Genomic DNA, 24,254 nt, shown 5'->3' with positions numbered 1-24,254 from the left:
GACGATGACGAAGCGGAGACATTATGGAGACATGATGAGGACTCGACGATGACGAAGTGGAGACACTTGTGGGGATCTGCGAGGACTTGACGATGACGAAGTGGAGACACTTTTGGGGACCTGGCGAGGACTTGACGATGACGAAGTGAAGACACTTGTGGGGACCTGACGAGGACTTGACGATGACGAAGTGGAGACACTTGTGGGATATGACGATGACGTAGTAAGGACATTGTGAGGACCCATTACAGAGGAGTGGAAGATATATCAAACGGATAAAATTATTATATTGTAATGCGTATCGATACACTATATAATAAACAACAAATATCCAAGGAGGTCTTTTGCATGAACTATTCGATTAACCTGTTCGGCTATCACGTGGACTGCAGGCTGAATGTCGAAGAAGACTGGCTGCAGCTGGACATCGCCGAGGAAGACCAGAAGTCGCTGAAGCAGTATTTGATCCGGGTGCTGCCAAAATACGGCCGCGAAGCATCTCAGACTTCGACGTTGGACGAGCTGGTGAAGCTCGCAATTGATGCGGAAAAAACGATGGAAGGCCACATGTCCGAACCGAAGCTCAAGCTGCCTTACGAATTCCAGCCTGAAATCAAAGAGAAGCTGATCGAAGCGGCGGCGCTGCAGGACATGTCCGCAACCCAGCTGCTGATCCGGATTATCGAGCGTAAATACCAGGAAGTTATGGGGTAAAGGGGGTTTTGGTTATGCCATACGGCAACAAGGTTAAATTTCATTACGACGTACCTGCCTACATCAAAAAGCAGCTTGCCGAAGCGGCCAAGAAGCTGAACATGACCGCCACGGAGCTGCTGTCCAAAACGATCGAGGAAGAATACGAGCGGGTCAAACGCGAGCAAGCTTCCGCTAACTCCGGGAAATAACGGGGATCTGGGCTGCGAACCTTTCCACGGAACGGGCCTGTTCCACGGAAAGACTCAGGTATTCATAGTCCTGACCGATCCGGTCGCATGACAGCAGATGGCACTCTGTATAGTCGTCAACCGAATCGTGTTCCAGGAGATACACACGGATGCTCGGGTTCAAGTCCTCGATTTTACAAAAAAACACCGCTTCCGGGGCGGCGTCCATAATGGCCTTGATGCGTTCCCGCACACACCCCGGGAGCAGCGGCTCTAACAGCGAAAACGTCTGGATGGTCGGTTGGTATTCATAAATCAGCATAAGCGGATGCCTCCCTTTTAGTATGAAAAAAATTATGATTTCCCTCCTGCCTGACTTGTCTCTATCTATGGTAGGTACTCGCGTTTTCGTTAGAGCACCTTTAGCCGCTGTAAAATCGTCAGCACCCTGTACAGATCGTAGCTTCCATTCACCGGGGTGCTGATGATCTTCGCCTCAACCGCCGCATTTACCGCGGATTCCGCCCAGGCCGGAACCTCCATCTGCTGCCGCGCCTCCAGTGCGGAGATCCGCTGCTCCACCTTTTGCAGAAGGACCTCAAGTTGGGTCAGGCGTTCCGCTTTTTTCTTCAAATCTTCCAGCTGCTGTGCCAGCTCAGTGATGTTAACATTCATTTCGGTGTGTTCTCCTTTCCATGTGTCATATTGAGGCAGTCCATACTGCTCCATGATCGCGATTAGCTTGGACGGGTATTTCGGATCGGTCGCGTAGCCGCCTTTCCAAACTGCTTCGGCCGCCTGCCGGTATTCTGCGTGCAGCACGCCGTGGTACCGCATCGGCTTATCCTTCGTGCCGTTCAACAAATGCTTGGAATGGTCGGCAATGGACTCCGTCCAGGAGTGGTATTTGCGAAAAGATGCCGCCACCTTCACCGCCTTGCCGTTGACATACTCCGTGGTGGGCATTTCTACGCTTCCTGCAGTGCCCTTACCTTTGATGCCGAACAAATTGTTCGCCTGCCGGGCAAGACCGCTTGTCCCCCAGTTGGATTCCAGAATCGCCTGGGCGATCGTTAAGGAAGCTGGAACACCAGTTGCCTGCATGTCAGCGATGGCGCAGGGGGCGAGGGTGGCGATGAATTCATTTGGGTTCATGGGTGGCGGACTCCTCCTCTTCCGATTTACTTTCCAATATTTCAATGGCCCGCTGAAATACCTTGGGGATTGGAAGCCCCATACGGCCTACGTTCTCCAAAATGCTGAGCAACTCATTCGCCAGATAGAAGAAGATCACTGCGTTCTGAAAGTACTTCAAGTTTCCCAGCACGACATCAATAAAGTGGGCAACGGTAACCATCATAAACACGGCGATCTTACGGGCAATGCCGTAAAATCCCTTCCGGCTCATCAACTGCCCGTTTACCCACGCTACGCCAAATCCGGTAAGCCAATCGACCACAACGAGAATGAGCAGCAGGTTGATCAGTACGTTCCAGCCTCCGAACAGATACCCGGCAACCGCACCAAACGCCGTTGACAGCGTCTTGACCGTCAGGGTGATGCGCTCTTCCATGGGGATGACCTCCTTTGGATGATGGATAAGAAAGCCCTCGGCTTGTTGGCCGAGGGCATAAAAAATACGCCTTACGGCGCTACTGTTACATTTCATAAATGGTATCTGTAATTTCTTGATACTGTTCAGGGGTAAGCATATTCGCTATAACAAACACTTTAATATCCTCTTTTGTGTATAGCGGATGTTTGTTATCATAAAACTTTTTAATTGTATCAAACCAATTAAACATCATGGTTACTGGCCTCCTTTAATGATAGCAATATCAAATAGAAGATTTCCAAGCATGCCTTCAACCGAGGCGATTTTTTGCTTATCTGTCGCATTTTCGTAGAGCAACGCTGCCATGTTGTTTTCGATTTGTACCTGTGGATCTTGCTTAATGTATTTATGGGCTACGTTGGTATAACCAGGAGGGAACACATCTCCTTTTTTAAGATCGAGAAACGAATCAACAACTAAAATTTCTGCGACATCAAAGTTAATCCCGTGAATGCTCCCTCTTTCCCCCTTCATACTGTTCCCATCAATTTCTACTAATTTGGGGATTACACCCGCGACTCTGCCCTCTCTCGTAATTACATACCCCGTTGCCATTCATATCCCTCCTTTTTTAGCTGTAGACTGGGCCCGAACTTGTGAGTATGATAGCCCTATTTATACTGTATTTGTACGTCGCAGATATTCCATCTCCACTAACATCTGTAACGATTGCCCCATCACTAGCATTAATAAAACCAAAATTATTCGAACCCGTTAATAAAAGAATATAAACCTGTGAATTTGTCATTGCTTGTATTACATCTCCATAAACAGCGTTTGAACATTGACAATTCGAAACCGTAGCTCTTGCGCCTCCACCGAACCATAACCAGTCACCTGCGTTTGAAGCAGTTTTCTGGCAACCCGATATGGATATTGCACAAGGACTTTGACAATTCACCATAGAATCTTTGTGATTAAAAATTATATTTCGTATAAAAATGGGGGCTGTTGTATTACTAACATAAATACCATATCCAGCCGAACCGATCTTTGACTTGTTAGTTGATGATGCACCTGTTATTGAAATGGTCCCACCAATAAATCCGATAATCCCATATTGTCCGGTCCATGGATCATCGAAACCAGCATCTATTTGAACTGTTCTTGGCCCAGCGTTGACCTTCTTAATAGCTTTAAGTGCTTCATTGACGTTTGGATATTGCGACGGAACATAGTAGAAAACCTCTTCCGTCCGACCATCGTAATTTTCTACTTTCACATTTTCCATAGCCGTTTTCACCGCATATTCGGTAGCAGCTACATTTTGTCGAGTTCCGTTTATGGCATTTGATAACATCGTCTTACCTGCGACAGTCAAGGAAGCGTCTGGGACACTACTTAGTGACTTATCCAATGCCAACTTTACAGCTTTTTCAGTGGCTGCTACATTCTCTCGCGTACCGGTAATGGAATTGGAAAGCATTGTCTTACCTGCAACAGTTAAGGATGCATCCGGGACTGTTATGTTTCCTATTTCATCACTCATCTGACCAACTTTATCATCAATCTTATCCCAGTTATCATTCAGCATCGTTTGGATATTAAATGTCTCATTTCCATCTGTCATGGGATCCTTTTTCAACAGTCCCAAATTCGGCGTGTTGCTCGACATGCTTAGACACCCCCTGCAAATTTATTAAGTAATACTTGTTCTAGATCATGAATTTTCATAACCTGGTCCACTTCACGGATCAGTAAATATTTAAATTCAAATCTGACCGCCAAATGAGCCGGCTTGATCTCCTCAATCACTGCCTTCAGATCCGCCAAATTCGGTGGAATGCCAAGCGTATCCTTGAACTGTACGGTAAAAGTCCATTCAGCTGGCTGAAAACTAACCTCCACCGTCCCGCCGTCGTAAGCCTCAGCAACGCTTTTAACCAATCTCCCGGTAAACGTCCCGGCACCGCGCAGCTTCGACTCAATCACGGCCCGACGCTGGTCAAGCGGCTTGGTGCGGTCTGTCGGTATACCCAGCTCAACCTCCCAACGATCTAACCCCCATGTGGCAGTTCGCACATAAAATTGATCAGCGGCCTCGTTCAACGCTTGGTATAAAGCATCCAGCTCACTTCCCTTGGCGTCCATGTCCGTCTGCATAATGCGTGAGGATTCATAATACGCCGGCAGGTAAGAGAACAGTTCGCGCCCTCGCGTGCTGACGATCTCTGCACTATTCACTTACGCTCACCGTCCCCAATACGGCCACTTGTCCGGCGCTGATTTCGATATTTTGCTGATTGCTATTGCCGTTGATTGTAAGATCGGAGTAATCAATAATGATGGGGATATCCAGCAGCACTGCAGCAATTCGTGTATATCGAACCAGCGGGTCATTACGATTAAAAGCGATCTGTTCCAAATAGGAGCGCACGCCGTCCTCGATCATATGCTGAATTTCCTCTATCGTTGAAGGTGTTTCCTGTGTCCGCTGGACTTTAACCGTAATGTTGATCTTTACCTCTTCAGCTGGCATCACGGTAATCACAGGCCCCGCCGGAGCTAATCCTTCCCCCTGTCCATCTTGCGTAGGATCGATATGATGCTGTACCGCTTCTACAATTTCAGAGCTTGCTGCACGTTTGTCGGTATCAAGCAGATACAGACCAACGGTTCCGGGGCCACGCCATAAAGGCACCACCTCAACGCCACCAACACCGGCAATCTCATTCGCCCACTGTATATACTGGGTTTTGTTACCGCTCGTCCCCTGGTTACGGACCTTAGTATAAAATCTATCAAGCAACGATTGGTCTGTCTCCACATCCGCTCCACTTTTGGTTGGCTCCGGATTCGTAACTGATGTCACACCGCTAATTGATGTGGACATCACTTGGATTACTCTGGCGGGGACATTTCCATTTTTACCAGGGTTGACAGCACGAATCTGGACGGTACCCGTTCCGGCATCGCTTAACGTAATATCTGCTGTAGTGAAATACTCTAAGGAGGATTCTCCGGATACGTCATCGGCAGGTGTTGCTACAAACGTCCCTTTCGGAATCTTCGTTCCCGGCTTGCCAGTAAAAACGACCGTCCCGGTAGAAGCTACCGCCTCCCGTCGAGTAATTCCATGCTCCGCCGTCCGAAGGTCAAGCTCTGCAGAACGGATTTCCGGATTATCGCTGGCAGCCGTACTCGCAAACCCCCGCCTCAACACCTCCTGCGCCCACAGCGCCGACTCGGACAGCATAAACGCCACCGGGGCCTGCGCGTCCCAAATAAAAGAGCCCTCGGACTTGTCGATATCCGAAGGCACCCTGGCCAGCATGCGGTTCATAATGTTCTCTTCCGTCTGATCCTGCAAAAAAAGCGGCAAGTCCGCCATCAGATCACCACGCTTTCTATGATTTCAATCTCGTCCCGGACGCTTTGAATGCGGCAGCTGAAGCGGCAGGCCTCGCCTTCCCACGCAAACATGAACTGATCCACGCTCTCCGTCCGCTCATCCGCCAAGAGCGCCTCGGAAACCATGCGCCGGATTTCGCTCTCGAGCAGAGCGTGATCGTAGCCGCTCCCGACCAGATCCTCCAGCTCGCTGCCATAGTCCCTGGAATAGATGAGATGGCGGTAGCGCGGAGTACGGATCGCTTTTTCGCACCAGGTTACCCAGGCTTCCCTTTCATCCGCGACGGCGATTTTACGGGTGGGGGACATGACGAATTCCCCGGCGTCAAAATCGAACCGCCAGCTCCTCCCAAACACCGCCCCGCTCCCCTCTAGTAGTTCCGTCTCCGCATCCTCGGTCCAGACCATGTCCTCCGTCTCCGGAAACAAATTAGCCACGGCCGCTCACCACCCTGCAGACGACGACCACGTCATCCCCGCCATTTACGCGGACGGCCAGCACCCGGTCCCCGGGCTTAAGCCCGGCACCCAGCTTCAGCGCAGCATCCGGAACTTCGATTTCGTCAAAATAAAACGACGTATCCATCGCCACGCTCCCCCAATTCGGGGTATCCGTTCGCGTCCCAGATGCTCCAACCGCCATATAACGCGGCAGCGCAAGCAGCCCGGGCAGCTCGGCCACCATGTAGTCCTGCATTTCGTGCTTGAAATCGTCCAGCTTCAGCCCCGTCGACGTGATCGTCCCCAGCACCGCCCCGACGCCGCCGAGCGCCTGGCGCGTGTGCTTGCCGACCGAAGCGTACAAAGAGGATGCAAGCTGTCCATACGGGTCTTTATTCAAGGTAAAACCTCCTTTTGACGTCGTCATAGGTTCCGAGCTCCAGCGACATGCTGCCCGGGTTGCCCAGCTCGCGGCTGACTGAGATGACGAGCAGCTGCACTTGGCCCAGCATAACCGCATCTCCTGCCCGAATCGTATTGATATCCGGCGCGTTGACGGTGATCGTCTCCTGGATGCCGCGCAGCTTGCTGCGGGCGAGCTCGCGGGCGGCTGCTCCGTTTTTCACCTCGTCGTCCTGGATAATCGCCTGGAGCTGGCCGTACTTGGCCACGTCCTTTTCCTCAATGGCGAGGACTTTGGACGGAACCTCTTTGCCTGTCTCGCTCGCCGCGGTCGCCAGCACCTTCACCTTCGTCGCCGCTCCTTCCAGCGTGCGCGTCTGCATCGTATCGGTTACCGCCTCAAGAACGTACACATCCGGGTTTGTACCCAGCTCGTACAGCTCCAAGCCGGAGGCGATCATCCGGGGATGATACAGCTTGCCGCCGGCTTTGGCGGTCGCCCGCAAATCAGCAAACATGCTGGCATACAGCGACTGCGTCCGGTACACGGCCCGGCCCAGCTCCTTGCCGGTATCCGGCAGCTTGGCGATTTTCAAATTCCAGTCGGAGGCATATTTTTTAAAACGCTGCGTCGCCGTCTGCTTCGCCGGGAACAAATACTCGTCCTCCGATTTGTCCAAATAAACGGTCCGGTCGTACAGTGTTATAGTCATCCGCTTCATGCCGTTGTTCGTCGTCTCGACCTCCCACACCACCGCAGGATGCAGCAGGGTGACGTAATCCTTTTTCCCGTAAGGAATGCCGCTGATGCGGATCGCCATACCCGGTGCGATTGGAGGCAAATCCGGTGTCACCACCAAGTTGACCGTGCCCTGGTAAGCAATCTGCTCCAGTGAGTCCCGCAGGTTGATCGCCTCCACCAAGGGGGTCAAATCGTATTTGTCCTGCAAAATCACCTTGTAACTCATGACAGCACCAGCTTCTGCCCCGGCTTAATAGCGTTCGGATCCTTGCCGATTACCTTCTGGTTCAGCTTGTAGATCTGGTTCCATTTCGAGCTGTCGCCGAGCTCCAGTTTGGCGATTTTGGAAAGGGAGTCCCCCGCCTTGACCGTGTAGGTTTTGTTTTTCTCCTTCATGTCGGTGCGCTGCTTTTTGTTGACTGCCGTCCCGCCGCCGGTGCCGCTGCCAGCCGTTTTCGCCACCTTAAGCTCTCTCCACGTGCGGAGCGTGATGTCGAAATACACGTCCCCCGGCTCCCCGCCCCGGAACGTCGTTTGATGGGAGGCCACGAACACGGGCACATTGATCCCGGCTTCGCTGATGACAAACCGGAGAGGGGTTTTCATCACCAAAAAATCGTTCAGTTTGTTCATCGCCACCTGCGGATCAGGCAGCTCGCTCTTTCCCCCTTTGCAGAAGGATTCGTCGTACACTTTCGGAAAAAAGGAGGAAAACGAGATTTCCTTAATCCGGTCCCCCTGCGGAAAATCGAACTCCCCGGACGAGAGAATGTTGGCGGTATCGTAGCCCTTTTGCCTGGAAATGATCACTTCCTCCGGATTGACCGGAAACGTGAATCGTTCACCCTTCCCGGTCATTAACACCAAATCCACAGCAGTTCCTCCTCTCTGGAAACGTCGTTACACATATGCTTTCGCCCCCGGCTTGCGGTTCTGCGCAGCTTTGGCAAACTCCGAACGCAGGCGCTGCCCGATCTGCAGGATCAGGCCCTCCACATCTATGGGAGTCTCTTCATGCACAGTCACCTGCACTGCACCCGCCGGCAGATTGTAGTTGGTTTCCGTTTTAAAATCCTTCAGAAACCCCGACAGCGCCGACATCTGCTCCGGACTGATCTGCACTAGCTGCGGCGTCGTTTTGCCGCCTCCGTTGCCCCCGATTCCCGGCTTCCCGCTCCCGGTTGCGGCCTGCAGCCGTGGGCCTGTTCCCATCGGAGCGGCCGGGCCTTGGGCTCCGGGCAGGTAGGGACCGTAAGCTTTGCTGGTTAATGGGAGAGGAGATGTTGGGGGCACATACCTATTCGGGTAGATCATTCCCGGTAACCCTTTTTGGGCTGTCCATGCAGGTGAAGCATATTGTCCGTACGGCAATCCTGTAGAAACAGCTGGTGCAGATCCTATGCTGGATTCAGGTTTTACGGGAGCCGGCTTGTCCTTTTTCTTCTTTTTCGAGAACAGACCCGAGACCCAGCCGCCGACCTTCTCTCCTATATAACCTCCGGCTGCACCACCCAGCATTGCTCCGACCGCCGTTCCTCCACCAGGAATAACCGATCCTAAAAAGCCTCCCAAAACCGTTCCGACGCCGCTCCCGACGGAGGACCCGATGGCTTGAGCCCGCTCTTTCCCGGTCTTTGCGGTCATAATGGATATGGCATCGGCTGCGAATCCAAAGACCCCCGGCAGATTTTTGCCTATACCCTTAGCGGCTGAAGTCATCATTCCACTGCTTCCGATGGCTTTTACGGTAGAAGCAGCGATCCCGCTGCTCTGGGCAGCTTTTGTGGCTGAATTGGCGATCGCGCTGCTTTTACCGCCACCGAAGAAATCCTTTCCACTTTTCCACAACCCCTGTATTCCGCCGATAACGCCTTCACCAGCTGAACCAATGGTACCGATGAAATCACCCGCTGCGCCCATCGTTTTCCACGCTCGGCCCAAGGTCTTTTTCCGTTTATAAGTTTCAGTCCTTAGAGGAGTTTCCCTTTTGGCAGCGTCAGGATCGGCCGCGAGGTCCTTTTTTTCCTTATCCTTGTCCTCGCCTTTCCATGCCTTTTTGATGGCTTTGCCTTTATCCGGGATTTCCCCCGCGCTTTTCAACCCTCCGCCAAAGTTTTTAAGTGCAGAAAATACATCCTTGATTTTGTCAGAAGTGGACTTCGGCTCGTCCTTCTTCTCCCCTCCGATTTTCAGCCCTCCGATGGTCTCCGTGAGCTTTTTGACGGCGGCCGAGTTTTCCTGAAGCGCTGTAACGAGAGTGGAAAAGTCAATCTTTCCGCCTAGCGCTCCCCCACCTACTGCAACATCTACAGTCGCCGTCGCCCGGATAACCTGCGATTTCACGCGATTGATTTTTTCCAGCAGGCTGTCCAGCCCTTTCGAGGCACTGTCCTTCAGTGCGATTTCGGGAACCATACGGGTTCTCCCGATCTTCAGCACCCGCCCCTGAATACGTTCGAAATACCGCTCCATCGCCCGCAGCTCCCGGTTCGCCTTGATTACGTTTTTCGGATCAATGACGAGATTCAGCCGGTAATTTAACGTTTCTGCCATGAATTCTTCACCTCCTTAACTTGGATTGATGGCTGCCATCTGTTCGATTTCTTCCTGGGAAAAAGCGAGCAGCAGCAGCCGCTCCCCGCGCGGGAGCCGCCAAAACTCTCCGGGACGAAGGTGATGCCGGGCCCACAGATGGTACAGCATCGTCGTCATTCCCCCGGAGCCGATCAGTTTTTTAGGTCAGCGATCTCGACCCCGAAACCGGACAGCTCCAGCACCTTGTCGCCGACGGCGTCCAGTTCCCCGGCCAGCAGCATGCGGCGTACCGCCTGCTCTCCGCCCGACAGCTTCAATCGGCTTATAATCCGCGGATCGCCCCAGCCGTTCAGCGTGAGCCCCTTCACTTCCAGCTTGCCGGTGGCTTCGGAGATAAGCAGCGCGTTGAACGTTTCGGTATCGACCTTTTCGTCCACCGCCCCCTTCACCGTCCGGCGGACCGTGCACCGTTCACGGATGCTGTCCACCTTGCTCGAAGTCAGGCCGTGCAGCACGATCTGCATATCCAGCCGCTTGATGCGCACAGTCTCCTCCGGCAGCTTCTCCGCCGCCTCAAACAGGCTGTCCAAAATTTGTTCCTCGCTCCAGTTATCCTGCAAGCTCATGCGTCTTCCTCTCCTTCATTTCATGAATGGTTTATGTCCCTAAAGGGATGATGCTGAGAATTTTACTCCTTGAAAAGAATACTTACTCAGCCCTTTTGCTTATCCAGTCAGGCCGTACAATAGGTGCGCCAGTTCCGGTTCACGAAAAGAACACCCACAAGCGCAAAAGTGCGGCTATTTTCCGGGAAATCACACCTAAGGCACTATTAAAAAGCAAAAGTGCAGCTTCATTTCCGGCCAACCCGCCATTTCGCGAATTCTACCAGAAGTCAGTGCACTTTTTTGCTTCTATATTCTTCTAAAATGGTGACTCCGGCTGGATGAATTACACTTTTGCAGTTTTGCAGCTATTTTTCCGAAGTCCTTATCCTTAGTCCGCCGTAATCGGGTCCAGCAGCTCGTACCCTTCAAAGGTAAACGTCGTTTCCTCCTGTACTTCCTCGCCGGCGGTCCAGTTGGCCAACTGGATTTTGTCCGGCATGCAGCGGATCAGGCGGACGCGCTCGTGTCCGTAGGACTCGGGATCGTCCAGCTTGGAGATGATTTCAAACTTCGTGAAGCCGCGGTTGATCATATCCGAGGTCACTTTGTAGCCGCTCATCGTGCCGGTTCCTTTTTTGCTGCCGCTTTTATGGACCGTCCAGTCGCTGCCTACCAGCTTAAGCTCGCGTTTTTCGATTTCGACGCTGGCTTCGAGCTTGTTAATGTGCGTCTGCCATACACCGTCGATATAGGCCTGGCCGTACGTGCCGAGAATGACTTTTGAAGCATCCAACATAGGGGTTCCTCCTCAGAGTTATTCATAGTTTTTTTCATAGCTTGCATGAGTAAAAAAAGACCGCGGCTCTTCCATCACTGCACGTAGAAGGTGCCGAACAGCTGCTCCATCACGTCCGTCAGCTTCACGTTCCACTGCAGGAACACCTGATCCGGCTCCGGCTGCTTCACCGCGGAATCGCCGTAGTAGGCCGGATCGAGGATGACGTCATAGCCATCCGGCTCAATGACGCTGCTCAGCGACAGCTGGCCGAGGTATTCCTTGACCGCGCCGATCAAGGCGAGGCGCCCTTCTTCCGTGTTGTTTACACGGCCGATGTACGTCTGTTCCGCCGCCCGCTGCAGATCCGCATTGATCGCGTCCATGACGCGGATGGAGCGGATCTTCTTCCAGGCGCTGCTCTGGCCCTCGGCCGGCGTCGCCAGCGTGTTAATGTTGCGCAGCGCCTTCACCTGGCGGCCGTCAAAGAAGAGCAGGAACACGCCGCTCTTCACGGCCTGCTCCTGCTCGGAGCGCGTCCAGCGCCGGGTGACGTCCTCAAACGGCGTGACCGCGTACGTCGCCGACTGGTTCAGGCGTTGGCCCGCGATCAGGCCGGCCACATAAGCGGCCGTCTGCGCGGAACTGTAGTCCGTCCCGGACAGACGGACGCCGGTGCCCACGTTGACGATGCCCTCGTGGTTCAAGGCCAGGGAGCGGGCCGCAGCCAGATCGGCCGCATCCTTTGACACGTCATCAGCGGCGCTGCCTCCGAAGACGGCCATGACGCCGCGGCCTTCGCCGCGCAGCCGCTTGATCCAGGCGGCAAAGCTCTGCAGCAGCGCCATGTCGGCGGCATAGTCGAGCGCCAGCAGGTCGAAGTCCTGGCCTTCGGCGGCCTCCTGCATGGCGACGTAATCGGCGTTCGTCAGGCCGCCGATGCCGCTCGCTCCGCCGGTCAGCGCCAGTCCGCTGACGTCGGCCGGTACACCGCCGCCATCCACAGCCTCGGCAGTGACCCAGTCATTGCCGCCGTTGATGCTCGCGGCCAAGGAAGCGGCCGTGCCGTCGGCGCCGGTGAAGGTGCCGAGCAGCTTGGCGCCTTCATACAGGCGCAGCTCCTTTGCGGCCGGATTGCCGAGCGCAGGCTGCACCGTCACGGTGAAGCCGTTGCCGCGGCTGCCCGGGTGCTTCGCCGTCAGCTTCAAGACGGCGGCAGGCGCAGCATCACCGCTCAGCAGCGTCACGGCCGCCGCCTGGACCGTATCGTCAGCCAAGCGGTAGGCCAGCAGCTTCTTCGGGCCGCCGAGCAGCGCCAGGTATAGTGCCGGGTAGGCGGTCGCCCCATTTTCGCTATCCGCGGAATACATCGCAGCAATCGCCTGCTCGCTGCCGATCTCCACGAACTCGCGGACCGGACCCCAATTGGCTTTGACCGGCACGATTACCGTTCCGCGGCTGCCGCCTTGAATGGCCGACGTTGCCGCAGCTTTAAAGTTCATATACAATCCCGGCAGCACCGGTTGATTTGTGCTTTCCCAAGTTCCACCTGCCATAAGTTAGACCACCTTCGCTTTCATAAATTGTTGGATCTTTCCCTGAACCTCGGCGATCGAAAAATGCTGACCGTCCGTGTCATGCATAGCACCTGCCACGACCTCTGCCCGGACCCCGAACAGCTCCTTGGCCTGCGCCTTCAGTTCATCCAGCTCATACCTCGGCATGCTGCTTCCGGCTTCCGGGGTTTTCGAAATTTTCTTTACGCCCATATCGGGCCACCTCATTTCATGATAGGTTGAACGGCAACACGGCGGATCAGCGCCGCTTCCTCCGCAGGACGCATGCGCCGCTGCACCAGGGTCAGCTTAAGCTGTCCATCCAGTATGGCGTCGGCCTGCATATTCGCGGAAACTTCCGCTACGGACAGGTAGCGGCGTTCCCCGTCACCAAGCGGCAGCTGGGTCTGTGCCCCCAGCTCCTCCATCAATACGACCGAGGCATGATGCTCGGTCTCCGGGAAAGGAGCCGCCAAATGCCCCACAAACGTCTTGCGGATCTCGTACATCGAAGCCCCCGCCATCTTCGTCTCACAGCCGGCAAGGCGCCACAATACGGCATGCTCCTCCCGGTCCGCGGGCCATGACGTTTCATAGACCTGCCACAGGCCAGCCAGCTTCCCCCGTGTCCATTCCGCCAGGGCGCTGAGCCATGCATCCGGCGGAGCAGGCGCTTCGGCTCCCGAAGCCTCCGGCAGGTACGCACCGAACCTGAGGCACCGGATGATGCCGCCCGTGGCCGGATCAAGCGTGTCCGCTTCCGGAACGCCCAAGTAATGCAGCAGGATCGCTCCCGGATCCGGACCTGCTATTCTTCGGCGCTGCAGCCCCCGAACCAGCTGCTGTGCCCAGGCATCCAGCCGGGATATCCCGGCACTGCCGCTGTACAGCTTCACGCGCAACACCTGCCGGTATCCCGCCCAGGCCGACTTCCAAATCTCCTCACCAAGGGTGAGAACAGCGCATGGCCCGTCGTCCCCTTCTGCTCGCGGCTGCACATCGTAGATCCGGCCTTCCAGCTCGGGAATCAAGGCGGCGACTGCCTGTTTAACGGCTTCCCTCATACTACTACCCGCCGATCCGTTTCTTTTGCGTCACAGCCCCTTCCATTCTTTTGTGTCCGCTGAATCTGTATCAACTCGGCCCCCTCCTTTCTCTTGATCAAAGCTTACCGGGCAATGAAGCGTCACACGTCCGCAAAAAAACCGGCCCTTCCGGCCGGCTTAACATCCACTGATTGTGTTCGGTACGTCCCTTTGCTTCATTCCCGATGATATAATCTTACACCCCGGATTCGAAAACGCTGACGGCAGTTCGGACGGTTATCGGCGGAAAATAGTACGAATATATGTTCGTATTTTTTCATCCTTTTTATTCCAGATGAGAATGGTTAGGATCAGCACTTCTGCGGCCGGTTCATCCCCCGAAACTCCCGCTTCCCATTAGATGAAGAAAAAAGCCGAAGACCTCTCCGGTCCCCGGCTTGTCCCGCTTATGAGCAGGCTTTATTTGGAATTGCATGCTTTGGCTTTTTGAAGCTCGGATAACGTCAGCAGCCCGCGGTCTGCAAACGCCAGCGCCATTTTATAGAAGGCTCGCGTTCGTATTTTCGTGTACGTATCCTTGCTGACCGGCGGGTCGAGCACGTAATTGTAGACTTTATAGTCGAAGACATCATCTTCCTTCATATACCGTTCGCGGATCAGCGTCTGTTCCCGTTCGCCCAGCCGTTCCACAATCGACTCGATCATCCGGCAGTATGCCTGGCGGGCCGCAGGCGCGTCTACATTGTAGACGGCGACCTGTGCCGTCTGGTCCGAGGTCACGTTGGTCGGTCCGTGAAACCGTTCGGTATAAGAGGCGGTAACGCTCGCTTCCCTGACTTCAAACGTAATCGTTTTATAGATCCGGTATTTTTCCAAAATCGCTTCAACGGCGGCCTGGGTCTTGCGGCGGTCCAGCTGCGGCAGCATTTGATCCATATTCAAACACGCTCCTTCATGGATGTTCACCTAAAAAAACTGTGGCTTGTTCGCATTTTTGTTCGTATAATGATGTTAACATACCACTTTTTGGGTATCCCGTAAAACCCGGAAATCCCGGCTTAACCACCATTTCGCTCCGGATTCCTTTTTCTTTCATGCCATTTGGTAATTATAACATCATTTTTCTTTACCTTTTGGCAACATTGGATTATAGTAACGGTTAGAAATAGATCAACGTCATAGAGGGAGTGGCTAAACCGTGGAAAAAGAATTCGGAGCCGTGCTTAAGCGGCTGCGCGAGCAGAAGGGCATGACGATCAACCAGCTTGCCGAAGCATCGGGCATCAGCAATTCGCAAATTTCCCGCATGGAGAACGGGATTCGGGGCGTGCCCAAACCGCCGACCATCCGGAAGCTCGCGGACGCGCTGGAAGTTCCATACGGCGAGCTGATGAGTGCAGCAGGGTTTTGGGATGCAGACGGGGCTCCCAAAGGATTGCGGGAGGAAACGCCGGCATGGGCGACCTATAAGGACAAGCGGGATTTCAAAAAAATGCTCGAGGAAGACGGAGAGCTGATGTTCGACGGCATTCCGCTGGACGCTGAGGACAAGCAGCGCATCAAGGATGTCCTCACCGGGCTGTTCTGGGAAGCGAAGCAGATGAATAAGCGGAAGAAGAAGGAGCCAGGCTCTCCGGACAGCCCCCCTTCTTCGTGATGGGTGGGACGAACAATCCACAACTTGCAGGTGAATCCTATGGATGAAATGATTCGAAAGCTAATCCGAAAATATAAGACCAGCTGCCCTTTCGAACTTTCCCGGTCCCTTGGCATTCATATCCGCTATCTGGATCTTGGCAAATCCACCAAGGGACTCTATTACCGGAAACTGAGACGGCGGTTCATTGTGATTCACAGCGAGCTGTCCCCTGAGTGGCAGCGGTTTGTCTGCGCGCATGAGCTCGGCCATGACCGGCTCCATAAGGGGATCAACCGTTTTTTTCTGGAGGAGCATTCCTACTTTGCCCCCGGCAAGCTGGAGCGGCAGGCCAACCGGTTTGCCGTCGGCCTTCTGTCCGCGGGAACGGCGATACTGCAGGGAGAAACGGCTGAAACCTACTGCAAGCGTGTCGGCATCCCACCGGAAATGCACACTTATATTCAACCTTAGGCCAATAAATGATTCATAAGTCTTATTTCACCGTTCTGATAGTCTATTAGAATAATAGGGAAGGAAAATTATCTAATACGATTTAGGAGGTTATGAGATTCATGATCACAAGGAAATGGTTCACCTCCCTTCTGTTCAGCGCGGTGTTGTTGGCTGGTTCGGCCCAGGCGGCAGCGGCGGCAGAGGGTACGACCGGGAGCACCCCGGAGCCATCCGCCCCGTCCGGCAAGCATATTACGATTCTGCACACGAATGATATGCACGGCCGTGCGGTAGAAGCATCCCCTGAAATGGGATTTGCCAAGGTCACAGGAATCTTTAACCAATACCGCAGCAAAAATCCGGATACACTCGTTCTTGATGCAGGCGATGCCGTACACGGTACACCATTTGCCACGCTCGTTCAAGGCGAGAGCATCGTGAAGGTCATGAACGAAATGGGTTATGACGCCATGGTTCCGGGCAATCACGAATTCAACTACGGCTGGAAGCATCTCGTGGAACTCTCCAAGGAGTTGAAGTTTCCGATGCTGAGCGCGAACGTCATCCAGTCTGACGGCACTACCCTCTTCAAGCCTTACATAATCAAGGAAGTCGACGGCGTCAAGTTCGGCATTATCGGCCTCAGCACGCCGGAGACCGCATATAAGACGAACCCGACCAACGTCACCGGGCTGAAGTTCGCCGATCCATCGGCCGAAGCCAAGAAATGGGTGAACGAAATCCGCGGGCAAGTCGACGTCGTTGTCGTAGTTGGCCACCTCGGTCAGGACAAATCAAGTGTCGACACCAGCCTTAAGGTCGTTAAGGAAGTGCCCGGCATCGACATTTTCATCGACGGACACAGCCATACGGTTCTGGAAAACGGCCTGATGGCCGACAACAACACGCTGACCGCCAGCGCCGGCGAATACACGAAATATGTCGGCGTCGTCGATCTGTGGGTCGACAACCATAAAGTGGTGAAGAAAGAAGCCACGCTGATCGATGAGAAGGAAGCAGCCGATATCAAGGCCGACCCGAAGGTCGCCGATCTGGTCGCTTCCATCCAGAAGGAGCAGGAGCCGATTCTGAAGGAAAAGGTCGGCGAGACGCCTGTGAAGCTGGAAGGGTCCCGCGAGAAAGCGCGCACCGGCGAAACTAACCTCGGTGACCTGCTGGCCGATGCGATGCGCGATGTGAGCCAATCGGATGTGGCGATCACGAACGGCGGAGGCATCCGCGCGTCGATCGAAGCCGGCACCATCACCAAAGGCGACATCGTTACGGTCTTGCCATTCGGCAACCAAATCGTGCAGCTGAAGGTTAAAGGCTCTGATATTAAGGCAGCTCTCGAGAACGGCGTATCCGACTATCCGCAGTCCAAGGGAGGCTTCTCCCAGGTTTCCGGGGTGTCGTTTAAGATTGATACGTCCAAGCCGAAAGGAAGCCGCGTTCACTCCGTGAAGATCGGCGATAAAGCGCTCGATCCGGACGCCACGTATTCACTCGCGACCAATGACTTTATGGCTGTCGGCGGCGACGAATACACGATGTTCACGAAGTATCCGCAAGCCGGCATGTACGGCGCCCTGGACGAAGCCCTGATCAACTATATCCAGCAGGGCAAGCCGATTCCGGAAGGACCGGCCGGTCGGATTACCGAAGGACCTGCCCCTGCGGCAACGACAGCGCCGACACCGTCCGGACCAGCGCCAACGCCGGCCAAACCGGAAACGTCGGCGCCTTCGAAGCCGGCAGCGCCAGCCAAGCCGCAGCCTGAGGTCAAACCGGCTCCTGCTCCAGCCGCGAAGGTCTATATCGTCAAGAAAGGCGACACGCTGTACAGCATCTCGCTGAAATACGACACGACCTGGCAGACGTTGCGCGACCTGAATCACATCAAGAACGCCAACCGGATTTATCCCGGCCAGCAAATCAAGCTGCCTGCGTAACCTTGACGGCAACCTTAAGGAAGCTGCGAACTCGGAAATGAAGCCCAGCATCCGGCCTCAAAGCATCATCCATTCAAAGCAAAAAATCCCCTTGCCCAGAACGGGCAAGGGGATTTTGTCAATGATCCTGTACCATTAGATATACCAGCTTGAATTACAGCATCTGCTCCTTAATATGCGTCTCCGCAAACTTCGGAGGATTGAACCAGTCGCCGCTCTGCGCCCATGTCGGATCCAGCGGCACCCACTTGTTCTTTTCAGGCAAATACACTTCATTCCAGGCATGCGGTCCATATCCGCCCTGGCCGTCATAGCCTTGGCCTGTGACCACTTTCACCTGCAGGCCCTGGGACCGGGCCATCACTGCATACAGTCTGGCATAATCGATGCAGACACCCTTTTTCGTGTTGAACGTATCCTGCGGCGTCTGTTCATGCCAAATGCCCCGCTGCTCGTAATCATCGACTTTGCCGTAATCGTACTGCACCCGGGTGCCGACCCAGTCATACAATTTACGCGCCTTTTCCTCGTCGGTATCCGCGCCCTTGACGATCTCGGCGGCGGCCGCCTCGATATCCGAAGGAATCGCGTGGTCGATCACCTCGTATTTGCGCTGCATGATGCCGTTCAGCTCTTTTTCGACAGCTTTCGTGAATACCGGAAGCTTGTCTTTTACCAAGTGACCTGACAACGGCTCGATGACCCGCTGCGCCCCTTCTTTATAGATCGGCGACGCCTCCACGTATTGGGTAAACGAGGTGTGCGGATACAGCGATACGTACACGAACAGCAGCGCAACGACGACGATACACCGTCCTGCCCCGATCAAGAGGCCGATGCACGCACCGGCCAGACGGCTAAGGAGCGAAGCGGAGGACTTCCCGCCCGGATTAAAGAGCGCACTGCTCCCGCCGAAGATCAGCACCGTCAACCATCGGATCAGGAAACGGATGATGCTGTAGCTCACGATAAAAATGACGGCAAACCGCATCAGCGGGAAATCGGCCATCGCCGTAATGAACGTATAGTAAATCTGCTCCCACATTTTCAAATCCCGGTTCGGGAGCTGGCTGGCATAATCGGCAAGCCATTCCTGAACTCTGGGTGATACCCACAAGGTAAAAGGAACCGCAAGCACCAGCCCCAGCAGAATAAAGACGCTTTCCCTCAGCAGGGACAGCAGCCTTCCCGCAGAGCGGGATGCGCCCCGGCTCCAGCCCTGAAGCAGGGATACCAGCAGGATTAGCAGCAGCAGGATGCTGATGATGTTAAATTCCTTTAGACTTTCTATCCATGATTGCAGCATAAGATGACCCCCTCCACGTTGGTGCATGGATTAAGTCCTTTATTTTCCATTTGAACCGCCCGCCTGGCTCTGGGATTCGGAGATAAACGATTTGACCGTGTCGTTGATTTTCCACTGCCCGAGGGGTACGCCGCGGAACGTGACATCCACTTTGTCGCTTCCCTTGGTTCCCTTCATTTCCAGGTTCGGCGTCGTGATCGTAAACGTTCCGTCCCCGTTGTCTGCATACTTGGCATCCTTGGCTTCTTTCATCATGACATCCATAGCTTCGTTCTTCAGCGTATCTACGGTCTCGTCCTTCACCGTCGTCACGACCTGGTTGATCTGCTCCAGGGAAATGCCGCTGTATACGACAAGCGCCAGCACGATGATGATGACGAGCGCCCATTTGACCATCGTCTTGACCAGATTCAGGACGATAAACAGCACGACAAGGGCAATCACGATCACCAGCCAGTTTTGCTGCAGAAAATCGGACCATACCTGCATATCCATTTCAAAAACACACTCCCATCGACCTGAAGGGCTTAAGCCACCCTATCAAGTGATTTAGAAACTTCCATTCGATTATACATGATCCGGACATCGGCTGTCAGCCAGCCCTTAGACGGGGCTTTCCGTCGTTCCCGGGGCGTAGGTGCCTCCATTATCAAGAAATCCACAATCTGCCCGGCATACAGCAGTCCAGTCTTACGTAACCTGCAAAGCTATCGATTTGCCCGTCCCAAAAAAGAGGGTCTAAGCCGCCAAGTAGAAACGTACACGTAGATTGATGAACGAATGGTTGTCTTATCCGTTGGCCAACCCCCGTTCCATACCGAACGTACAGATGATGAATCTGCGAAAAGGAGCTGCTCACGTGAAAACTGCTATTTGGCTGTACATGTTTTTGTTTCTCGCCTTCTTCGACCTTCACGCCCAGTACCCCATACTCACGCCATTCGCGGTCTCCTTGGGAGCAGCGCCGGTCTTTATCGGGTGGATGATGGGCATTTACGCACTCACCCATTTGCCCGGCAATTTGATTGCAGGTACGGTCATCGACAAGCACGGCAGCCGGCGCTATATCATTTTCAGCCTCGTATCGGCCGGCATCGTCCTCCTGCTGCAGGCGCATGTGCAGTACCCTTGGCAGCTGCTGGTCCTGCGGTCAATCAGCGGCTTTGTGCTGGCCTTCTTGTCGCCCGCCTGCCTTGCCCTGCTCGCTTCCCTGTCCAAAAACGAAGTGACCCAGGGCAAATATATGTCCGGTCATGGCGTAGTGCATACCCTGGCCTCGGTCGTGTCGCCGGCTGCAGGAGCTTTTATCGTGGCACATACCGGTTATTCGACAACGTTCCAGGGTCTCGGGTGGCTGCTGATTGCAACCGGCGTCATGGCTGTCTTCAGCGTGCCGAAACCGGTCAAGGCGATGACAGATGCCCGTGGCGGTAATGAAGAAGCTGCATTGTCGTCTCCTGCCCCCAGCGTATCCTGGCGCTATTTTATCCTCCCCTTTGTCGTTTCCTGTTCCCAAGGGATCCTGTTCTTCGAGCTGCCATTGCGCGATACCGGGGTGGAAGGCATTAAATCGACCGGCATCCTGTTTTCCGTCCTGAGCATCGGCGCCCTGGTTACGCTGAGCATGCTGTTTATCAACCGCTATTCACCCTACAAAAGGGTCATCGCCGGCGTTCTATTGATGGCTCTTTGCTTCTTTGGCATGGCCGCGTTTCCTCATGTACCGCTGGTCGTCATCCTGTTTATTCTCGGTTCGGCAAAAGGCATCATCTTCCCTGGACTTGCCTCCATGTTTATCCAGCTCAGCGGCGGCAGCAAGCTGGGAAGGATCTTTTCGCTCCAGTCCATCGCCATGTCCATCGGCTCCTTCATCGGTCCGATCGCCGCAGGCCAGCTTAGAGGATCCGTGTCACCGTACTACATCGCTTTTGTCCTCCTCATGGCGGGACTTATGATGATCCCCATCAACCGCAAGGGATCTGCGCTTCATCCGCATATGAACTAGAATCCAGTGTAGACATAAGCCTAAAAATCAAGAGATAGGCCCCTGCACAATAATTCCTGCACTCACCCACATAAGATGGATTGTGTTAACCGACCAGGCAAGAAAGAGGGGTGATCTCGATGGGTTTGTATTCTCACTGCGGCTGTGGTCCTGTAGTAGCACCGGTGGCCGCACCTGCAACCAAGGTAGCTCCCGTAGCGGCAGCTCCGTGTGTGCCTTACAGTAACGTAGGCGTCGTACTGGTACTGTTTATCCTGCTTGTCATCATTTTGCGTGCATTCTGGTGCTAGAACGGCGATCTTCCCATATTAAACGGTCTGTCTACCCTGCTGGACAGATCGTTTTACTTTTTTTTGCATGGCTTGCCGAAAACAAGCTACACTAGAATTACCCGGACCTAAGCTTCAACATTTCCCGGGGAATTTCGAGACAAATATCCTTCTCTTAGTCCGAGGTGAGCCATCATGCCGATCTATATTATTGTCGAGGGAAAAAACGACCGCAGTAAGGTCCGCCGCCTGCTGGATCCCGAAATTCAAATTGTGTGCACGTACGGAACGTTAAACACGACAAGGCTCGAGTCTTTGCGCAAAGAAATTAAGGACAGCGAGGTTTATCTGTTTATGGACAACGACAGCTCCGGTAAAAGGATTCGCGGCGTTCTCCGGGATGCCTTCCCGGATGCAGGCCACATCTACACAAGACGGGGATACCGGGGCGTTGAGGGCACACCCGATGAATATATCATTTCCCAGCTGGAAAAAGCGGGGCTTGAGGAATTTATCGTTTATCCCGATTCCTACACCGTATGGTCCAAAGATTAACGCAAAATAGCCCCACGAAGTGGAGCTTATGCTTCGATGCCGATTGCAGATCCTTTGCGGGGAGCCCAATACAAGGAAACTACTCCGCAAACGCTAAATTTGGTACTTTCTTATCTCTCACAAAAAAAAGGCGCCTACCCATCCGGAGCATGCCGGGGATCGTGGCGCCTTCCTGTTTGATTATTCCTTGGCCAACGCCTCAACGTCCTTGGCAAGGGATTCTGCCGTAACTTCATCCGTATTGTTGGCGTTATACAGCTTGCGGACCTGATTGTCCCGGTCGACAAGAGCAATAATGTTGGCATGGGAGAAGTTGTCCTTGTTGTCTCCCATAATGGCGATTTTGAACGACTTTTCGGCCAGATCGCGGATCTGCTGATCTTCGCCTCTCAGGAAGTACCAGCCGTTGTAATCGACATTGAACTTGTCCCCGAACTCTTTGATCTTCTCCCGGGTATCAACCTTCGGATCGAAGGAGATCGAGACGAACTCCGCGTCTTTGCCGAAGGTTCCGTCCTTGACGAGCTGCTTCTGCGTCTGCGACAGCATGAAGGTCGTTACCGGGCATACGTCCGGGCAGCTGGTGTAGAAGAAGTAGAACAATCTGACCTTGCCTTTGGTATCGTCCAGGCTTACCGTTTTGCCATCCACATTTTCAAACGAAAAATCTCCGACCTGGCTGATGACCGGAAGCTTCTCTTTGCCGAATCCCATGGCGTTATATACCAGGTACCCTGCTCCAATCACAATCACCACCAGCAAAATCCAAGTCCATTTGTAGCGCTTCAACATCGAATTCGTTCCCCTCTCCCTAATCACGATTCCTGCTGTCCCTTATGCCGGCGGATTCTTGATCCCGCCCTGCCTCCCCAGGACTACAGGCAGTAGTTTGTTATGTAACACCGACGCGGGAACATCCGTCCTGGAGGCCGGGTGACCCGCTTGTGCCCGGGTGAACAGGCTTTCATTTCTTCCTTTTAAAAGAATCCCATGATTCCATGGGATTCTGGGTAAGAACTTAGTGAGTTGTGTTCAAAATCATTGCGATCAAGCTCAAGGTCAAGTAATTTATCGAGAAGAAGAACGTTTTCTTAGCCCATGCTTCATCGTCTTTGGCGGTAAATCCCTTCATGCCATAGTACAGCCAGATCAGGGACAGCAAGAGCGAAATGATCATGAAGTAAATGCCCACATAGCCGTATGCATACATTAATACCGGTACCGGAACCAGCAATACCAGGTAAGGAATACATTGAATCTTGGTACGCTTAACGCCTTTGACGACCGGCAGCAGCGGGAATCCCGCCACTCTGTATTCTTCGACACGCCGGATGGCGAGAGCCCAGAAGTGAGGCGGCTGCCACAAGAACAGCATCGCAAACAGCAGAACAGCGCCCATATCTACCGTACCCGTTACGGCAACATAACCGATTACCGGCGGCATAGCCCCGGAAATCGCGCCGACGGAAGTACTCCAGGTGGACGTCCGTTTCAGCCACATCGTATAAACGACTCCATAGACGAACATACCGATAACTCCGAAGATGCCGGCCATAACCCCTGAAAAAATAAAAAGGTCAGCGAGTCCCAGCACACCTAGAATAAAGGCATACCAGAGTACAACTGCTGGCTTTATGCGGCCGGCCGGAAGCGTACGTTTACGCGTCCGTTCCATCTTCATATCCAGTTCACGATCATAATAATTGTTATAGACACAGGCGGAAGCCATGACCAGCATGGTTCCTAGTAGAGTCAAAATCATCTTGCCTATATGAATATCCCATTGGGATGCGACCCAGAAACCTGCAAATGCAGCAATTAAGTTAGACCGGAGAATACCGGGTTTAGTTAATGTGATAAAATCTTTCCAAGTTGCCGATGGATTGGGTGGCGTTTGATTGATGGAAAGCGCTGCGGAATCCGAAGGAGCTTGGTAAGTCAAGTGATTATCCACGCCTTAAGATCCTCCTTAGTTCTGTCATTATGGAGGAACTTGCCCTCCGCTATAAAGTTTATCATATCAAAAGGTAAAAGTGTTTGACAATCCTCTCCAAAATCATTCACCATTTTGACAATTTAGTGACACGTATTAGCGACACGTAATAGTATGGTCAAACACT

General features: G+C 53.6%; 32 protein-coding genes. 8 read left to right on the top strand and 24 right to left on the bottom strand.

Going from position 1 to position 24,254, the window contains the following annotated elements; all coding sequences use genetic code 11:
- Positions 1-348 precede the first annotated feature (348 nt).
- On the top strand, positions 349-714 hold the full coding sequence (locus tag C7820_RS15495; RefSeq protein ID WP_116231851.1) for a hypothetical protein: 366 nt from the start codon (positions 349-351) through the stop codon (positions 712-714).
- A 14-nt stretch (positions 715-728) separates the two neighbouring features.
- A complete protein-coding gene (locus tag C7820_RS33470) occupies positions 729-905 on the top strand; it encodes a hypothetical protein (RefSeq protein WP_163882478.1) in 177 nt (58 codons plus the stop codon).
- On the opposite strand, the gene C7820_RS15490 is transcribed toward C7820_RS33470, so the two are convergent.
- The 20 genes from C7820_RS15490 to C7820_RS15400 form a co-directional block, all read right to left on the bottom strand.
- Positions 889-1,206 carry a hypothetical protein gene (locus C7820_RS15490; RefSeq protein ID WP_116231850.1) on the bottom strand — a complete coding sequence of 106 codons (318 nt, stop codon included), beginning with the start codon at positions 1,204-1,206 and terminating at the stop codon, positions 889-891. The genes C7820_RS33470 and C7820_RS15490 overlap by 17 nt on opposite strands.
- Before the next feature lie 89 nt (positions 1,207-1,295).
- Entirely contained in the window at positions 1,296-2,039 is a 744-nt protein-coding gene (locus C7820_RS15485) for a glycoside hydrolase family 73 protein (RefSeq protein ID WP_116231849.1), read from the bottom strand.
- Entirely contained in the window at positions 2,026-2,457 is a 432-nt protein-coding gene (locus C7820_RS15480) for a phage holin family protein (protein ID WP_116231848.1), read from the bottom strand. Before C7820_RS15480 ends, C7820_RS15485 begins: the two co-directional genes overlap by 14 nt.
- Before the next feature lie 85 nt (positions 2,458-2,542).
- Complete coding sequence (locus tag C7820_RS15475) at positions 2,543-2,692, bottom strand: XkdX family protein (protein ID WP_258875270.1); 150 nt, start codon at positions 2,690-2,692, stop codon at positions 2,543-2,545.
- Positions 2,693-2,694: 2 nt separating this feature from the next.
- Positions 2,695-3,054 (bottom strand): hypothetical protein, encoded by a 360-nt coding sequence (locus C7820_RS15470; RefSeq protein ID WP_116231847.1) that lies wholly within the window; start codon positions 3,052-3,054, stop codon positions 2,695-2,697.
- 16 nt (positions 3,055-3,070) lie between these two features.
- Entirely contained in the window at positions 3,071-4,114 is a 1,044-nt protein-coding gene (locus C7820_RS15465; protein ID WP_116231846.1) for a tail fiber protein, read from the bottom strand.
- 2 nt (positions 4,115-4,116) lie between these two features.
- Positions 4,117-4,683 (bottom strand): YmfQ family protein, encoded by a 567-nt coding sequence (locus C7820_RS15460; protein ID WP_116231845.1) that lies wholly within the window; start codon positions 4,681-4,683, stop codon positions 4,117-4,119.
- Entirely contained in the window at positions 4,676-5,830 is a 1,155-nt protein-coding gene (locus C7820_RS15455; protein WP_116231844.1) for a baseplate J/gp47 family protein, read from the bottom strand. The genes C7820_RS15460 and C7820_RS15455 overlap by 8 nt, the downstream gene beginning before the upstream one ends.
- Positions 5,830-6,288, bottom strand: a complete 459-nt coding sequence (locus tag C7820_RS15450) for a DUF2634 domain-containing protein (protein WP_116231843.1) — start codon at positions 6,286-6,288, stop codon at positions 5,830-5,832. The genes C7820_RS15455 and C7820_RS15450 overlap by 1 nt, the downstream gene beginning before the upstream one ends.
- Positions 6,281-6,691: a hypothetical protein gene (locus tag C7820_RS15445; protein WP_116231842.1), complete on the bottom strand. Its 411-nt coding sequence runs from the start codon at positions 6,689-6,691 to the stop codon at positions 6,281-6,283. The genes C7820_RS15450 and C7820_RS15445 overlap by 8 nt, the downstream gene beginning before the upstream one ends.
- A complete protein-coding gene (locus C7820_RS15440; RefSeq protein WP_116231841.1) occupies positions 6,684-7,661 on the bottom strand; it encodes an XkdQ/YqbQ family protein in 978 nt (325 codons plus the stop codon). The genes C7820_RS15445 and C7820_RS15440 overlap by 8 nt, the downstream gene beginning before the upstream one ends.
- Positions 7,658-8,293: a LysM peptidoglycan-binding domain-containing protein gene (locus tag C7820_RS15435; protein WP_181909136.1), complete on the bottom strand. Its 636-nt coding sequence runs from the start codon at positions 8,291-8,293 to the stop codon at positions 7,658-7,660. Before C7820_RS15435 ends, C7820_RS15440 begins: the two co-directional genes overlap by 4 nt.
- 42 nt (positions 8,294-8,335) lie before the next feature.
- Positions 8,336-9,988: a hypothetical protein gene (locus C7820_RS15430; RefSeq protein ID WP_116231839.1), complete on the bottom strand. Its 1,653-nt coding sequence runs from the start codon at positions 9,986-9,988 to the stop codon at positions 8,336-8,338.
- A 15-nt stretch (positions 9,989-10,003) separates the two neighbouring features.
- Positions 10,004-10,138 carry a hypothetical protein gene (locus tag C7820_RS33860; RefSeq protein WP_258875269.1) on the bottom strand — a complete coding sequence of 45 codons (135 nt, stop codon included), beginning with the start codon at positions 10,136-10,138 and terminating at the stop codon, positions 10,004-10,006.
- A gap of 23 nt (positions 10,139-10,161) precedes the next feature.
- Entirely contained in the window at positions 10,162-10,596 is a 435-nt protein-coding gene (locus tag C7820_RS15425) for a phage tail assembly chaperone (RefSeq protein ID WP_116231838.1), read from the bottom strand.
- Between the two features lie 370 nt (positions 10,597-10,966).
- Complete coding sequence (locus C7820_RS15420) at positions 10,967-11,374, bottom strand: phage tail tube protein (protein ID WP_076175086.1); 408 nt, start codon at positions 11,372-11,374, stop codon at positions 10,967-10,969.
- Between the two features lie 74 nt (positions 11,375-11,448).
- Positions 11,449-12,909 (bottom strand): phage tail sheath family protein, encoded by a 1,461-nt coding sequence (locus C7820_RS15415; RefSeq protein WP_116231837.1) that lies wholly within the window; start codon positions 12,907-12,909, stop codon positions 11,449-11,451.
- A gap of 3 nt (positions 12,910-12,912) precedes the next feature.
- Positions 12,913-13,122 carry a YqzN/YkzM domain-containing protein gene (locus C7820_RS15410; protein WP_116231836.1) on the bottom strand — a complete coding sequence of 70 codons (210 nt, stop codon included), beginning with the start codon at positions 13,120-13,122 and terminating at the stop codon, positions 12,913-12,915.
- Positions 13,123-13,133: 11 nt separating this feature from the next.
- A complete protein-coding gene (locus C7820_RS15405) occupies positions 13,134-13,973 on the bottom strand; it encodes a hypothetical protein (RefSeq protein WP_116231835.1) in 840 nt (279 codons plus the stop codon).
- A 441-nt stretch (positions 13,974-14,414) separates the two neighbouring features.
- Complete coding sequence (locus tag C7820_RS15400; RefSeq protein ID WP_116231834.1) at positions 14,415-14,891, bottom strand: ArpU family phage packaging/lysis transcriptional regulator; 477 nt, start codon at positions 14,889-14,891, stop codon at positions 14,415-14,417.
- Between the two features lie 262 nt (positions 14,892-15,153).
- Here C7820_RS15400 and C7820_RS15395 point away from each other — a divergent pair, with 262 nt between their 5' ends.
- The 3 genes from C7820_RS15395 to C7820_RS15385 all read left to right on the top strand — a co-directional run bounded on the left by C7820_RS15395 (position 15,154) and on the right by C7820_RS15385 (position 17,999).
- Entirely contained in the window at positions 15,154-15,612 is a 459-nt protein-coding gene (locus C7820_RS15395; RefSeq protein ID WP_116231833.1) for an XRE family transcriptional regulator, read from the top strand.
- Between the two features lie 39 nt (positions 15,613-15,651).
- The gene (locus C7820_RS15390) at positions 15,652-16,065 is read left to right on the top strand and encodes an ImmA/IrrE family metallo-endopeptidase (protein ID WP_089549896.1); all 414 of its coding nucleotides are present in this window, start codon (positions 15,652-15,654) and stop codon (positions 16,063-16,065) included.
- Between the two features lie 101 nt (positions 16,066-16,166).
- On the top strand, positions 16,167-17,999 hold the full coding sequence (locus C7820_RS15385) for a 5'-nucleotidase C-terminal domain-containing protein (RefSeq protein WP_116231832.1): 1,833 nt from the start codon (positions 16,167-16,169) through the stop codon (positions 17,997-17,999).
- 154 nt (positions 18,000-18,153) lie between these two features.
- Here C7820_RS15385 and C7820_RS15380 read toward each other — a convergent pair whose 3' ends face one another.
- Together C7820_RS15380 and C7820_RS15375 are read right to left on the bottom strand one after the other, a co-directional pair.
- On the bottom strand, positions 18,154-19,305 hold the full coding sequence (locus C7820_RS15380; RefSeq protein WP_089549894.1) for a transglutaminase domain-containing protein: 1,152 nt from the start codon (positions 19,303-19,305) through the stop codon (positions 18,154-18,156).
- A 39-nt stretch (positions 19,306-19,344) separates the two neighbouring features.
- Positions 19,345-19,800: a hypothetical protein gene (locus C7820_RS15375; protein ID WP_076175110.1), complete on the bottom strand. Its 456-nt coding sequence runs from the start codon at positions 19,798-19,800 to the stop codon at positions 19,345-19,347.
- A gap of 364 nt (positions 19,801-20,164) precedes the next feature.
- On the opposite strand from C7820_RS15375, the gene C7820_RS15370 reads away from it, so the two are divergent.
- From C7820_RS15370 to C7820_RS15365, 3 genes are all read left to right on the top strand, one after another.
- Complete coding sequence (locus tag C7820_RS15370; RefSeq protein WP_116231831.1) at positions 20,165-21,310, top strand: MFS transporter; 1,146 nt, start codon at positions 20,165-20,167, stop codon at positions 21,308-21,310.
- A 119-nt stretch (positions 21,311-21,429) separates the two neighbouring features.
- The gene (locus C7820_RS33465) at positions 21,430-21,600 is read left to right on the top strand and encodes a hypothetical protein (RefSeq protein WP_163882325.1); all 171 of its coding nucleotides are present in this window, start codon (positions 21,430-21,432) and stop codon (positions 21,598-21,600) included.
- A 174-nt stretch (positions 21,601-21,774) separates the two neighbouring features.
- Positions 21,775-22,134, top strand: a complete 360-nt coding sequence (locus C7820_RS15365; RefSeq protein WP_076175114.1) for a toprim domain-containing protein — start codon at positions 21,775-21,777, stop codon at positions 22,132-22,134.
- Between the two features lie 180 nt (positions 22,135-22,314).
- On the opposite strand, the gene C7820_RS15360 is transcribed toward C7820_RS15365, so the two are convergent.
- Together C7820_RS15360 and cyoE are read right to left on the bottom strand one after the other, a co-directional pair.
- Positions 22,315-22,926, bottom strand: coding sequence for an SCO family protein (locus C7820_RS15360; protein WP_076175116.1), 612 nt, complete (start codon positions 22,924-22,926; stop codon positions 22,315-22,317).
- 226 nt (positions 22,927-23,152) lie between these two features.
- Entirely contained in the window at positions 23,153-24,088 is a 936-nt protein-coding gene (cyoE, locus tag C7820_RS15355; RefSeq protein WP_116231830.1) for a heme o synthase, read from the bottom strand.
- Positions 24,089-24,254: the final 166 nt, after the last annotated feature.

Source organism: Paenibacillus sp. VMFN-D1 (assembly GCF_003386155.1).
Classification (GTDB): Bacteria; Bacillota; Bacilli; order Paenibacillales; family Paenibacillaceae; genus Paenibacillus_AQ; species Paenibacillus_AQ favisporus.
The sequence above is the reverse complement of the archived record's forward strand: the minus strand, read 5'-3'. Positions and strand labels throughout refer to the sequence as shown.